At 71.3% G+C, this 14,132-nt stretch carries 11 protein-coding genes; 10 read left to right on the forward strand and 1 reads right to left on the reverse strand.

The genetic code is table 11. The annotated features are described in order from the left end of the window. Positions 1–13 precede the first annotated feature (13 nt). Positions 14–814 carry an enoyl-CoA hydratase gene (locus tag LBW94_RS00120; RefSeq protein WP_225056151.1) on the reverse strand — a complete coding sequence of 267 codons (801 nt, stop codon included), beginning with the start codon at positions 812–814 and terminating at the stop codon, positions 14–16. Positions 815–959: 145 nt separating this feature from the next. On the opposite strand from LBW94_RS00120, the gene LBW94_RS00125 reads away from it, so the two are divergent. The 10 genes from LBW94_RS00125 (at position 960) to LBW94_RS00170 (ending at position 14,120) form a co-directional block, all read left to right on the forward strand. Next, positions 960–1,742 carry an SDR family NAD(P)-dependent oxidoreductase gene (locus LBW94_RS00125; protein ID WP_225056149.1) on the forward strand — a complete coding sequence of 261 codons (783 nt, stop codon included), beginning with the start codon at positions 960–962 and terminating at the stop codon, positions 1,740–1,742. Positions 1,743–1,744: 2 nt separating this feature from the next. After that, the gene (locus LBW94_RS00130) at positions 1,745–2,749 is read left to right on the forward strand and encodes a TIGR03617 family F420-dependent LLM class oxidoreductase (protein ID WP_225056214.1); all 1,005 of its coding nucleotides are present in this window, start codon (positions 1,745–1,747) and stop codon (positions 2,747–2,749) included. Positions 2,750–2,892: 143 nt separating this feature from the next. Further along, complete coding sequence (locus LBW94_RS00135; RefSeq protein ID WP_225056147.1) at positions 2,893–3,489, forward strand: toll/interleukin-1 receptor domain-containing protein; 597 nt, start codon at positions 2,893–2,895, stop codon at positions 3,487–3,489. Beyond that, positions 3,486–3,827 carry a hypothetical protein gene (locus tag LBW94_RS00140; RefSeq protein WP_225056146.1) on the forward strand — a complete coding sequence of 114 codons (342 nt, stop codon included), beginning with the start codon at positions 3,486–3,488 and terminating at the stop codon, positions 3,825–3,827. The genes LBW94_RS00135 and LBW94_RS00140 overlap by 4 nt, the downstream gene beginning before the upstream one ends. 39 nt (positions 3,828–3,866) lie before the next feature. Further along, a complete protein-coding gene (gene grpE, locus LBW94_RS00145; RefSeq protein ID WP_225056144.1) occupies positions 3,867–4,430 on the forward strand; it encodes a nucleotide exchange factor GrpE in 564 nt (187 codons plus the stop codon). 41 nt (positions 4,431–4,471) lie between these two features. Continuing rightward, a complete protein-coding gene (locus tag LBW94_RS00150) occupies positions 4,472–6,070 on the forward strand; it encodes an Hsp70 family protein (RefSeq protein WP_225056142.1) in 1,599 nt (532 codons plus the stop codon). 4 nt (positions 6,071–6,074) lie between these two features. Next, a complete protein-coding gene (locus LBW94_RS00155; RefSeq protein ID WP_225056140.1) occupies positions 6,075–8,795 on the forward strand; it encodes a hypothetical protein in 2,721 nt (906 codons plus the stop codon). A 2-nt stretch (positions 8,796–8,797) separates the two neighbouring features. After that, positions 8,798–10,048: a TRAFAC clade GTPase domain-containing protein gene (locus tag LBW94_RS00160; RefSeq protein ID WP_266269398.1), complete on the forward strand. Its 1,251-nt coding sequence runs from the start codon at positions 8,798–8,800 to the stop codon at positions 10,046–10,048. 2 nt (positions 10,049–10,050) lie between these two features. Further along, positions 10,051–12,477, forward strand: coding sequence for a hypothetical protein (locus LBW94_RS00165; RefSeq protein WP_225056138.1), 2,427 nt, complete (start codon positions 10,051–10,053; stop codon positions 12,475–12,477). Next, positions 12,474–14,120 (forward strand): TRAFAC clade GTPase domain-containing protein, encoded by a 1,647-nt coding sequence (locus LBW94_RS00170; RefSeq protein ID WP_225056136.1) that lies wholly within the window; start codon positions 12,474–12,476, stop codon positions 14,118–14,120. The genes LBW94_RS00165 and LBW94_RS00170 overlap by 4 nt, the downstream gene beginning before the upstream one ends. Positions 14,121–14,132 lie beyond the last annotated feature (12 nt).

Genomic DNA, 14,132 nt, shown 5'->3' on the forward strand with positions numbered 1-14,132 from the left:
GACTGCGCTCGGGTCAGCCGCGGCCGGTCTGGGCACGACCGCGCGCGGTCACCGCGGCGCGGCGCTCGGCGACGAGATCCGTTCCGGGCGCCCAGGTTTCGGCGAGGATGCCCTCCAGCAGGTGGGCCTCGTCGAGAGTGGCGGCATTGGCCAGCCGGCGGTAGTGCCGCAACAACAGCCGCACGGCGGTGCCGTCGTTGCCCGCCGTGTCGGCGGCCAGCTGCCGGGTGAACGGCAGCAGATCCTCGTGCGGGACCACATGATTCACCAGGCCGAGCCGCAATGCGTCGGCGGCGGTGAGGAAGTTGCCGGTCAGCGACATCTCCACGGCGCGGGCCAGGCCGATCGCGCGGGCCAGCAGCACGGTCATGCCGCCGCCGGGCATCACCCCCACGCGGGCGTGGGTGTCGGCGAATCGTGCCCGGTCCGACGCCACCAGGAAGGTGCACTGGAGGGCCACCTCCAGGCCACCGGTCACGGCGGCGCCGTTGATCGCCCCGATGAGCGGTTTCGTGGTGACCGGCAGGAAGCGGTAGAGCCCGTTGCTGGTGCGTTCCGGTCCGGCGCCCGCCGGTCGCGGCGGCTCCGGCGGCAGCCCGGCGGCCGCCTCGGCGAGGTCGACGCCCGCGCAGAACGCCGGATCGGCGCCGGTGAGGATCAGCACGTCCACCTCGGGGTCCCGGTCGGCCGCGGCCACCGCGTCCCAGAGCTCCCGGGTCAGCGCGCGGCTCAACGCGTTGCGTGCCTCGGGACGGTTGAGGGTCACGGTCGCGATGCGATCGGTGGTGTCGACCAGGACCAGGGGTTCGGGCACGGTCACTCGCCTCCGGGAGTAAGGGTCTGCACGTCGCACACCTTGGTATCACACGTCCCGGTCCGGAACTGCATTCTTGACCGAGAGAGCGAGATTCTCATAACGTCGGGGGTGGACGCCGCCGGGCGGCCGGTGAGGAGCAGCGATGGCGCACGAGGCACGGCCGGAGGTGACCCGGTCCCCGGCCCGATTGTTCGACCTGACCGGCAAGGTGGCGCTGGTGACCGGCGGCAGCCGCGGGCTCGGCCGGGCGATCGTGCTCGGGCTGGCCGCCGCGGGTGCGGACGTGGTGATCGCCAGCCGCAAACTGGAGGCGTGCCGGGCGGTGGCCGCCGAGGTCGAGGCGCTCGGGCGCACGGCGCTGCCGGTCGCCTGCCACGTCGGCCGCTGGGACGACCTGGGCGCCCTGACCGATCGGGCCTACGAGCACTTCGGCACGGTCGACATCCTGGTCAACAATGCCGGGCTGTCGCCGCTGGCGCCCTCGTCGGCGCAGACCGCCGAGGACCTGTTCGACAAGGTCGTCGCCGTGAACTTCAAGGGCCCGTTCCGGCTGTCGGCGCTGATCGCGGAGCGGATGGCGGCCGGGGCCGGGGGATCGGTGATCAGCATCTCGAGCAGCGGCGCGCTGCGGCCGTCGCCGAATTTCGGACCCTACGCCGGATCGAAGGCCGCGCTCAACGCGATCAGCGTGGCGTTCGCGCAGGAGTTCGCGCCGAAGGTGCGGTTCAACGTCATCTCGCCCGGCGGCTTCTACACCGACATCTCCAAGGGCTGGGCGACACCGGGCGCCGAGGTGCCCGGAGCGCCGCTGAAGCGGTTCGGCTATCCGGACGAGATCGTCACCGCGGCACTGTATTTCGCCAGCGACGCGTCCTCGTACACCACCGGTTCGCTGCTGCGGGTCGACGGCCTGGAACCGGTGTGACGATGCGGGTGGACACCTTCCTGGGCGGGCTGGCCGACGCCGCCGAACGATCGCGCGCCGCCGAGGCCGCGGGCTTCGACGGTGTCCGGACCGGCGAGATGAACGGAGATCCGTTCCTGCCGTTGGCGATCGCCGCGGAGGTCACCGAGCGTCTCGACATCGGGACCTCGATCGCGGTGGCGTTCGCGCGCTCCCCGATGACGCTGGCCTACACCGCGGCCGATCTGCAACGACATTCGCGCGGGCGGCTGCATCTGGGCCTCGGCTCCCAGGTGAAGGCCCACGTGCAGCGGCGATTCGGGATGCCGTGGGGCCGGCCCGCGCCGCAGCTGCGCGAATACGTGTCGGCGCTGCGCGCGATCTGGGCGGCCTGGGCCGAGGGCAGCCCGCTGGCCTTCGAGGGCGAGTACTACCGGCACACCCTGATGCCGCGGGATTTCGTTCCGCCCCGGCACGAGTACGGCCCGCCGCGGGTGCTGCTGGCCGGAGTGGGCGAGGCGATGACCCGGGTGGCGGGGGAGGTGGCCGACGGTTTCCTCTGCCACGGCTTCACCACCGCGCGCTGGATCCGGGAGCGGACGCTGCCCGCGCTGCGGGCCGGTCGCGCGCGGTCCGGCGCGGATCTCGACGGCTTCGACATCGTCGCGACCCCGTTCGTCGTCACCGGCACCGCACAGCAGATCGCCGAGGGGGTGCCGAAAGCCCGTGCGCGCATCGCCTTCTACGCCTCCACCCCGGCCTACCGCGGCATCTTCGCACTGCACGGCTGGGACGGGGTGAACGAGGCGCTGACCGCGCTGTCGAAAGCCGGCCGCTGGGCGGAGATGCCGGCGTTGATCACCGACGAGATGCTGGACGCCTTCGTCGTCGTCGCGCCGCCGGCGGAACTGCCGCAGCGGCTGGCCGACCGGTTCGGCGGCTTGCTGACCCGGCTGTCCTTCACCCCGCCCGCCGGCTTCGGCGCCGAGCAGACCGCCGAACTGGTGCACCGGCTGCGCGCGCTGTGAACCCGGCGGCCACGGGTTGCCCGTTGCCCGCCCGCAGACAACGGGCAACCACTGTCCGGCGCGGGCCGGGCGTCGCATCCTGGTAGTCGATCGTCGAATCGGAACGAGGTCCCGGGCGATCGACTCCCGAGGAGAGCTTCCCTTTGACGAAGATATTCCTGAGCTACCGGATCGTGGACAGCGCCTACGCGGTGCGCGAGATCTCGAACCGGATGGCGGAGCGGATCGGCCGCGACAACGTGTTCCGCGACGACGATTCCCTCGCGCTCGGAACGGTGTACGCGCAACGGATCCGGCGCGCGCTGGAGCAGTGCGACATGGTCGTCGCGGTGATCGGCCCGCAGTGGCTCGACATCACCGACGAGCAGGGGCACCGCCGCATCGACAACGGCCAGGACTGGGTGCGTTACGAGATCCGGACCGCCTACGAGAAGGACATCCCGGTGATCCCGGTCCTGCTCGACGACACCCCGCTGCCGCCGGTGGACCGGTTGCCCGGCGATATCCGCGCACTGGGCCGCTCGCAGTTCTGGCCGATCCGGCACCGGACGATGGACACCGACATCACCGGCCTGCTCGACCGGCTGCTGCCGGACACCGCCGCGCCCGGCGACGGGACGCCGCCGGCGCGCGGTCACTCCACCCAGATCAACCACGCCGAGGACAACAGCAGCATCGTCGCCAACAACGGTGGGACACAGCACATCACGATCCACGGTGACCCGCGGGGCCGGTCGTGACGGCGCCGCCGCCGGGCCCGACCCCGCCACCCGGGCCGCCGGGCCGGCAGGTCAACAAGGCGAAGAACAAGAGCAACGTCTTCACCAACAACGGCGGGTCCCAGCACGTGAACATCACGCAGGGGCAGCAGCCGCCGCGGCGCACCTGGGCCTGGATCTCGCTGGCGATCCTGCTGGTCACGGATGTGGTGTTCTTCGCCTACGGCCAGTCCGCCTACACCGGCGGCGCCGACCCGAACGGGGATCTGCTGCGCGCCGCGGTGTTCATCGCGCTGGTGATCGGCACCGGCGTCATATCGCGTATCTGTGCCCGCGACATTCAACAGCGCTGGTTCTGATCGGCATTCCGGAGCGCCGGATACGAACGGGAGGGAATCGTGAATCACCCCAGCGAGATCGAACTGCGGGGCCGCGCGGAGGAACCGGTCGACGAGATACTCGGCGCCGGTCCGGCGCCCGGCGCGATACTGCGGGATCTCACCGCGGAGATCCGCCGGCTCAACGACCGTTCCGAGGGCCTGGAGGCGATCAACAAACGCATGCACGAGCGGGTGGCGGCGCTCGAGGGTGATCTGCTGCGGGCCAGCCTGCGCCCGGTGATCAAGGCGCTCGCCGAATTGCACGGGGAATGTCACCGCTACGCGCAGCACGTCCGCGTGACCGCCGACACCGAACTCACCCTGGCCTTCGCCGAGGATTTCGGCACCGCGGCGGGCCGCATCGAGGACATTCTGGAGGCCTTGGGCGCGGTGTCGATCGAGGCCGCGGTGGGCGACCCGTACGACCGGCGGATCCACCAGCCGTGCGCGACCGTGGCCACCGATGTCGAGGCCCGGCACGACCGCGTCGGCGCCGTGTATCACCAGGGCTTCCGGCACATCGGCTCGGACCAGCCGGTGGTCCACGCCAAGGTCTCGGTGTGGAAATACCTCGCGCCCTGAACCATTCGCCACCGCACGCGGCAGCAACGATCGGATTTCTCGTGACTGACATCTTCGGCATCGATCTCGGCACCACCTTCTCCGCGATCGCCCACATCGACGACTTCGGGCAGCCGGTCGTCGTGAACAATCCGAACGGTCTGCCGACCACGCCGTCGGCGGTGTTCTTCGAACCCGAATCCGGGCACATCGTGGTGGGCCAGGAGGCCAAGAACACCGCGAAGGTGGCGGCCGATCGGGTGGTGACGCTCATCAAGGCGTACATGGGCGAAACCCACCCCCTGGAATTCGACGGACAGCAGCACACCCCGGAATCGATCTCCGGCCTGATCCTGCGGTCGCTGGCCGAATACGCCGAGGACGGCACCGGCACCAAGGTCGAGCGCGTGGTGATCACCGTCCCCGCGTATTTCGGTGTCCGGGAACGCGAGGCGACCCGGCAGGCCGGGGTGATCGCGGGGCTCGAGGTGATCGGTATCGTCACCGAACCGGTCGCGGCCGCGCTGGCCTACGGCGTCACATTCCGCGACGAGCGCAAGACCGTCCTGATCTACGACCTCGGCGGCGGCACGTTCGACACCACGATCCTCCGGATCTCGCCCGCCGCACTGGACGTGGTGGCGATCGACGGGAACCGCACCCTCGGCGGCGCGCAGTGGGACGACCGGCTGGCCGGTCACCTCAACGACCGGTTCATGGCCGAGACCGGCTGCGACGAGGATCCGATGCTGGACGAGTACTTCGCGCAGGAACTCTACGAGCAGGTCGAGAAGGTGAAGATCTCGCTGTCGCAGAAGGAACGCACCACCCTCGCGCTCAAATACGGGAACCATCGGGCGAAACTGGAGGTCACCCGCGGCGAGTTCGAGGAACTCACCAGCGGACTGATCCAGCAGACCAAGGACATCGTCGACCGCACGCTGGCGTCGGCGCGCGAGAAGGTCCCGGACCTCACCATCGACGAGGTGCTGCTGGTCGGCGGCTCCGCGCAGATGCCCGCGGTCGGCGCGATGCTGCGCGCGCACTACGGCTGGCAGGCGCGGCTGTCCGATCCCAACCTCTCGGTCGCCAAGGGGGCCGCGCTCTACGCCGCGCTGTCGGCGGCGGAACGCGCCGCCTTCGACCCGGACGCGACACCCGTTGCCCGCCATACCCTTCCGGCCGGCGCCGGCCCGCAGGCCGCGCCGCGCCGGATCACCAATGTGCTGCCCAAGGGCCTGGGCATCCAGTTCGTCGACACCAGCGGTCCGCAACCGGAGGACTACATCGGATTCCTGGCGCACAAGAACGACGAACTGCCGCTGCGCGAGACCATCACCGCGTACACCTTCGCCGCGGACCAGACCCAGGTGCAGATCCAGGTCTTCGAACAGGGTGGTGAGGTGGAATCCCGGCGCCCCGCCGACAATCGCGAGATCACCCCTACCGGCGGCGCCGTGATCACCGGTCTGCCCGCGCTGCCCGCCGATTCGCCGATCCACATCACCGTCACCATCGACGCCGAGGGGCTGGCCGGGATCGAGGCCGTGGAACCGGTGTCGGGCAAACGGCTCACCCTCACCGTGAGCGTCTCCGTCCTGCAGGCCGACGAGGTCGAGGCGGCGAAGCAGCTGGTCCGGGCACTCGTACTGGAGTCGTAGTCCCGTGGATGCCTCGACCTACCGGACCACCGTGCTCGGCCCGCTGCGCAAGGTCTACATCAACGATCTGAACAACGGCATCGCGGATCTGAACAACGGCGCCGACTTCCCGGCGAAACTCGACCTGGAACTGGTCTACGCCGTCGATGCCGCGATGGACGACGCGCAGATCGCGGCGCGCCTGCGCGAGGTGCGGCTGTGGTGGAACGCCACCATGCAACGCGGCGGATTCAAGGATGTCGCCAGATTCTGCGGCATCCTCGACACCGCGCTCGCGGCGAGACATCGCGACATGGCGAGCGCGGACTTCTGGCGTCGCTGGCGCGAACAGCGTGACCGGCAGTCCGCCGCCGCCCTGGCGGCGGTCGGCACGCTGCTGGAGAACCAGTACCGCGATTTCGGTGTCGTCACCCTCGCCCAGGTGCGGGCCGCCGCGGCCACCGACGGCCGGCTGGCCCGGCTGTCCGACGCCGAACTCACCGCCTGCGTGACCGCGTCGGCGGCGTTGCGGCTGGTCGACGACTTCGAGGAACCGGAGCTGTCACTGCCCCCCACCGTGCGCCGGGAATGGGCCGCCACGGTGACGCTGCGGACGGTCCTGGACGCGGTCTTCGTCGAGGATCCGCCCTCGGGTTTCCGGCTGATCGGCGGTTTCGCCTGCCCGGGGCACCCCGATCCGGACGCCGCGGCGATCCGGGCGGCCCTGGACGCCTGCGACAAGCGAGCGGGCGGCGATATCGAGCCGGTGAAGAAATTGCTGCACGCGCTGCGCGACGCCTGCGACAAGGGGGCCGATCCGGCCCGGCTGGCGCTGGTGCAGGTGCTCGAACTGGCCCGCGAGGTGCTCCAGGGCGGCATCGTCGCGCTCGCCGTGCAGGCCCTGGCCGACAAGGGCCTGGATCGGGTGGACGCCGCGCGGATCGTGCTGCACTGCGTCGACGCCGCGGCCACCCGGACCAGTCGTGACACCCCGGAACGGGTGCTGGAGCTGATCACGGAGCGGAAGCTGCGCGCCGCACGGGCCCTGTACTCCGCGCTGGCCAACAATGACGCGCACGCCGGTTCGGACGTCATGACACAGGCCCTCACCACCCTGTCCCGCACCGAAGCGCAAGTGGATCGGCTGCGCGCGGAGGCCGAGCAGGCACTGCGCGCGGGCCGGGTCACCGCGGCCACCGAATTGCTCGGCCAGGCAGCCACTCTGGCCGAGGACGACGAGGCGCTGGCCCGGCTGGTCGCCTCGCTGCCGCCCGCGCCGCCGGCCTCGCTGGGCCTGACCGCCGTCTTCGCGCCTGCGAGCGGAGTGCGCCTGTTCTGGCCGAAAAGCGCCGGGGCGGATGAGGATACGAGATACGAGGTGGTGCGGAAGGCGGGCTCGGCGCCGCGCGACATCCGCGACGGGGTCGCGATCGCCGCCACCGCCGCGACCGAGGCCCTCGACGCCGGCGCCCCGGTGGCCGAACCGCTGTGGTATGCGGTCGCCGCGCGCCGCGGCGGCGAGGCGTCGCCGGTCACCGTCGCCGAGATCGTGCTGCTGCCACCGGTCCACGACGTCGTGGTGACCACCGAGCCGACGGCGGTCGGGGTGCAGTGGATCGCGCCCGCGAACGCGGTGCGCACCACCGTGATCCGGACCGACCCGGACGGCCGGCAGCACCCGTTGTCGCCGGGAACCTCGAATTCCGTGTCCGCACAGGGGCTTCGGACCTCACAGACCTACGTCTTCGACCTGACGGCCGAATACCTCGGCGCCCGGGGCGAAGTGCTGGCCGCGGCGCCGGTGCGGGTGCGGGCGATCCCGCGGCGGCAGGCCGGGCCGGTCACCACGCTGGTGGTCCGCCCGCACCGGGTCACCGACGCCGGGGCCGAGGTGATCGCCGAATGGACGGCGCCGCCGGGCTCGGATGTCGAGATCTGGCGGTTCCCGAACCGGCCGGGCTGGGCCGTCGGCGCCACTGTCGACCACGCCGCGCTGACCGCCGCCGAGGGCGCGCGGATTCCGGGGGTGCTGCACCGCACCGGCGAGGCGGTGCGGCTGACCGCCACCGTTCCCACCGGCCTGTGCCACTATCTCGCGATCACCCCGGATCGGTCCGCCGCGATCGCGGGACAGGCTGCCGCCCTGGCGATCTGCGAGCCGGTGACCGAGGCCCGCGTCGAACGATTCGGCGATCAGGCGGTGATCAGCTGGCGCTGGCCGCGCGACGACTATCGGGTGGAGGCGGTCTGGTCGTCGGGCGGGCAGCGCGGCACCGCCCGGATCAGCCGGCCGGAATACCTCCGCAACGGCGGGATGCGGATCGAGGTCGGCCCGGCCGCCGCGCGAATCGGGTTGTCCAGCATCGTCGAATCGGCCGAGGGGCGCTGGTCGTCGCCGGAGGTGGCGCTGCGTCTGGACGGGGCGAGCCTGCACGCGCGGTACCGGATGCTGTGGCCCGCACGGCTGATCGGCCGCGGGCCGTTGCAGATCGAGTTCAGCGCCGACACCGCCACCTACGGCGCGGTCGTGCTGGTGCAGGCCCAGAGCGGCCCCTATCTGCCGCAGCGTTGCCTGGAAAGCTGTGTGGTGCAACGCATCACGCTCGAGATCCCGCCGGGGGAGCCGCAGTGCGTCCCGGTGCCGCTGCCGCCGCTGCCGAAACCGTACTGGGTGCGGTGTTTCGCCGAGTCACCGGAAACCCTCACCCTCACCGGCCCGCCGTCCGACACCCTGAAAGGACGCTGACGATGCTCGCGCTGCTCACCGGCAGAGCCGCCTGCCCGTACTGTTACCACCGGATCGCACTGAACAGCATCATGTTCCGGTGCAGCGGCCGCTCCGCGCCGGGGAAGGATCCCTGTCTGCCGGAGACCGATCCGGAGCGGGTCCGCCAGCTCGACGACGCCACCCCGATGCTGCCCTGCTTCTCCTCGCCGCACAGACTGTTCCGCTCCGGGCAACGGGCGCGCTGCCCGGAATGCGCGGGTCCCGCGGGCACCCGGGTGTGCCCGGCGTGCCGGTCGGTGCTGCCGTCGGCATTCGGTTCCGGCAGCCCGATGTTCGGCATGGTCGGCACCCGATCCGCGGGTAAGACGGTCTATCTCACGGTGCTGGTCAGCGAACTCCAGGAACCGACCCGGCGGCGGTTCGGCGCGGCCACCTACTTCGTCGGCGAATCCCCGATGATCAACGATGTCCGGGCCTGGCGGCAGGCGATGGACGAGGGACGGCTGCCCGCACTCACCCAGCGCGCGGGGACGCAGGCGCGGACCCCGGTGGTGATCGACTGGCAGCAGGAGCGGCGCAACGGTATCGGCGTGCGCCGGGTGGCCTCGACGGCGCTGTCGTTCTACGACACCGCCGGTGAGGATCTGGAAACCGCCAGGGAGACCACCGATCAGCAGTATCTGGCCGCCGCCGACGGGCTGATCGTGGTGCTGGACCCCTTCCAGATCGCGGGCAACGCCACCCGTGCCTCGGCGCGTGGCGTCGCCGACCGCTACGACCCCGATCACCCGGTTCAGGTGCTCGCCAACGTGACCGAGATGCTGCGCGCGGCCGACGGCGTCCGGCAGGACCGGAAGATCACCCGGCCGCTCGCGGTCGCGGTGACCAAGATCGACGCCTTCTACGATCAGATCCCGCCGGACAGCCCCATCCGCCGGCCGGCGCCGACGACCCCGCATTTCGACGACGGCGACTCCCTGGACATCCACCAGCACGTCGCCGGGCTCATCGACGAATGGGGCGGCGACGACGTCCTGCGCCACCTCGAGCTGAACTACCGGACCTTCCGGCTGTTCGCGGTCTCGGCCCTGGGCGCGGAACCGGATTACCGGTCCGGCCGCACCGATGTCCGCGGGGTCCGCCCGCACCGGGTCAGCGAACCGCTGCTGTGGTTGATGGCCGATCGGGGCATCGTCGCCTGCGGCAGAGCACCGGCCTGCGGCAGAGCACCGGCCTCCGGCAGAGCACCGGCCTCCGGCAAGGGGCAATAGCCATGGCGTTCAGTTCGCTGCTGTACACCGAGTGCCGCCCCGACCGGTCGGTGCACGGGCGGGAGGGCATGCAGTTCCAGGCCGAGAGTCCGGACGCCACCGCGGAAATGGAGCAGGCCGTCGTGGCGCACCTGCTGTACCGGCCGAGCCGGACGCTGATGGCCGCGGACACACCGGTCGACGCGCACCCGTTGTCGTTCTCCTATCACCGGATTCGCGATCAGCACTACCTCGCGGTGGGCCGCTACGCCGGGCGGGACAGTCGCGGCCGCGAGGGCAATCAGCTCAGCCACTGCCTGGTGACCGACGATCCCGGCGACATCCGCCCGGCCCGGCCCGCACAGCTGTTCCGGTCCGGCGCCTGGCTGACCGAGCCGTCCGAATCGGTCCGGCTGGAGCCGGTCGCGGCGCCACTGCACGTCGCCGAGGCGTACCAACCGGCCGCGCTGCACGCGATGGCCTGCGCCCAGCCCGGTATCGAGGGATTCCTGCCCAAGCTGCTGACCGCCTTCGAGGACGCGGCGGGGGCGCAGCGGAAGAAGATCGTCGTCGCGGCCACCGAACTCGAGCAGGCGGTGCGCTGGATCGCGCTGGGCGGGCTGTTCCTGGATCCGGCCGACGTGCTGAGCCTGTCGTTCCGCGTCTTCACGGAAACGCCGCTCGCGGACGATCTTTCGATCGCGGTCTTCCATCCCGCGCTGACCCGGTCGGCACCCGCGATCGAGGCCCTGCCGCCGGCCCTCAGCGGTATCGATCTGGATTCGCTGCGGACCTCCGCGATCACGCCCTCGGAATCCGCGCTCACCTACGCCCGATGGTTCCTGGAGTACGACGCCTTCGATTCGCTGGAGGCGATCGAGCTGGGCCGGCGCTGGCAGCCGCATCTGGCCTCGCCGGCCGCCGCGACGAGGATGGCCGCGATCGTCTGCCTCGGCCGCGCGGCCGGACCGGACATCGAGGTGGCGGCCGTCGCCGACGCCCTCGCCGCGGTCTCCGAGCACGAACCCGACGACATCGACGAATACGGTGAGGTGCTGGCCGAATCGGTGCTGTCGATCCGCCCGGCGGCCACCGACGATCCGGCCGCGCTGCACCGCGCGGCGCTCACCCTGCGCCGCAACCGTCATCACGATGCCGCCGAAGCGCTGACCCTGGCCCTGCTCGAAGGCGCGCGGTTGTTCCCGGACAGCTACGGCGTGCGCTGGTGCGAGGCGGCCCGCGGCCTCGCGGCCGGTGCGACCGTGCGGGCCCGCTGGACCAGTGCCGACGCCCAGCGCCGCGCCCGCCGGCTGCTCTCGGAAACCCTTACCACCGCGCGGGATTCGTCGCTCGCCGCGCTGTTCACGATCATCCCGGAACTAGGTCTCGGGATCGACTGGGAGTCGGTGCGGCCGGCGGGGGAGCGGCTGGCCGGCTACTGGGCCGGTCACCCGGACGCGGTGCCCGACGGCGCCCGGACCGCCTTCTATCCCGCCCTGGAGGCGCTGCTGTGGCAGGAACTGGAGACGCGGATCCGGGACCGGGACGAGGGCGTGCGCGCGGCGATGCTGTCCGGCCGCTGGGATCGGTTGCGGGAGCGCGCCGATCGCTACCGGTCGCCGGTCGTGGCCACGGCGCTCGCCGCCGCGGCCGTGGCCGCCGCCCCGCAGTCGCGGCGCCCCGCCCTGCTCGGGGAGTTCCTGCGCACGGCGCCGGCGCCGGACTGGTCGCTGTTCTTCGAGACCGGCCGGGCCGCCGACCCGGAGATGCTCGGCGTCTGGATCACCGGTGACCCGGCCGCCGTGGACGACCGGCGCTTCGCCGACCTCGTCGCCGCGGCGATCGAACAGGAACTCTTCCGTGGCGCGCACCGGCTGCTGGACCGCATCGTCCGGCTGCCCGGCCTGCCGCCGGCACTCGCCGACATCATCACCGAACACGTTCGGGCCCAGGACATCCTGCGGACGCTGCTGGCCTGCCGGTCCGAGGTGGCCAATCCCGCGATCGAGCAGCTGCGGACCATCGACTCCCGGTTCGAAACCTATTACGCCGCAACCATCGCGGAGTATCTGCTGATACAGCGGGACCTGGCCGGGGTGAGCGGCTATCTGAGCGCGACCCGCTCGTATCACCTCGTGGACGACTTCTATCTGCGCACGATCGCCCGATTGCAGCGGGATCTGCCGGATTTCGCGCCGCAGCTGCTGTGGCTGTGCCGGTCGCCGGATGTGCTTGCCTGGATGCGCAATCCGGTCGAGAGCGCCTTCGCCGACTGGATGCGCAAGAGCGGCAACAAGAAACGCGCGGTCGAGGCCGGTGCGCAGCTGGAGCGGCGCGCGCAGGCGGACTGGAACATGCTCCTCGACACGGTGTCCGCGGGCCGGGCCGCGCAGCGCTCGCTGCCGCGCGCCCTCCCGCCGCTGCGCAAATTCCGGAAGGACAGCCGATGATCCTGGCAGATGGCGGCGAGGCGGTCGGCGGACTGCTCTTCTTCACCGTCGCGTTCGCACTGGGCGTGCTGGTCGTCTGGGTGGTGCTGGCGGCGACCCTGTACGGCCTGTCCTACCTGGTGATGGTCTACTACCCGGCGAGTGTTCTGCTCGGCCTGCCGGCCGGGATCGGTTGCGCCGCCGTGGTTGTCGCGCGCGATCTGCTCACCGCCGGGCATCGCGCCGAGCGCACCGTCACACCCGCGGACGTCGCCGACCACGACTATTTCGGCCGCCCGCCGCGCGGTGAGTCGCGCTGGTTCGGCTGGGATCGGGCCTGGCCCCGATATCTGCCGTTCCAGGCGCGGCGGGACCTGGTGGACGCGGCCCGCGCCGCCACGGCCTTCCTCGGCGGCCGGTCGCGGCAGGTGTGGTCGGAATGCGCCGATCCGGCGCCGCTGCTGCTCTACACACTGTTCGGGGCGCTGCCGCACCTCGCGTTCGCGGTGGGGTTCGTGGTGTCCGCGACCTTCCTGCTGGCCGTGTGCACGGTCGCCGTGCTGATCGGCTGGCTGCTGCAATGCACGGCGATCGTGGCGCTGCGCGCGGTGGACGCGGTGATCCGGCGGGTGTTCCGGCTCTCGACGCGATGCGTGAAATGCTATGAGGTCACGCCGCTTCCGAGCTATCGGTGCGGCGGCTGCTCGATCGTGCACCGGGATCTGCGGCCCGGCCGGCTCGGGGTGCTGTGGCACCGCTGCGAATGTGCCGCGGTGCTGCCCACCATGATCACGCGGGCCTCCGGCTGGGCGCTGCGGAAGAACATCGTCTGCCCGCGGTGCGGGCACGGCCTGCCGGAGGGCACCGGCAGCCGCCAGACCATCCAGGTGCCCACCTTCGGGGCCGTCGGCGCGGGCAAGACCCGGTTGCTGTTCGCGGCCGCGGTCGGGTTGTACGAGGTGTACGCCGCCGGCAACACCACGATCGAACCGCTGGACGACCACTCCGGCGAGGAACTCGAACGCGCCCGCGACCTGATCACCGCCGGCCGCCGGACGGTGAAGACCGCCCACGGTCCGACCCCGGAGGCCCTCGGCATCCTCGTCACCCCGGAACGGAAACGGCCCTTCGAACTGCATCTGCTGGACGCGGCCGGTGAGCATTTCTCGATGAAGGAAGGCGCCGAGTCGCTGCACTATCTGCACTCGGCCGAGACACTGCTGCTGGTGATCGATCCGTTCGCCACCGACGAACTGCGGGCCGCGATCCCGGACCCGGCGACCGCCGGACTGGTCGTCGGCGCCGCCGCCCCGGAGGATTCGTATTCGATCACCATCGAACAGCTGCGGTCCGCCGGGCTGCACACCAACAAGCGCGCGCTCGGCATCGTGGTGTCGAAGGTCGACGACCTGCGCCGGCTGGGCTTCGACGGCGGTCTGGACCCCCGCGACCAGGACACCATCGTGGGGTGGCTGGTCGATCACGGTCTGGACAATCTGGTGGCCCGGGCGCGGCAGGACTTCCGGTCCGTCCACTACTTCCTGGCCGATTCGATGGGGCTGTCCGTCGCGGACCCCTGTCATCCGGTCCACACCCTGCACTGGCTGACCCGGCAGGTGGGCGTGGATCTCGTGCCCGCTCCCGCCGCGGGGATGCGGCTGTAGTTCCGCTCTCGA

This window comes from Nocardia sp. alder85J, from assembly GCF_020176955.2.
Taxonomy (GTDB): Bacteria; Actinomycetota; Actinomycetes; order Mycobacteriales; family Mycobacteriaceae; genus Nocardia.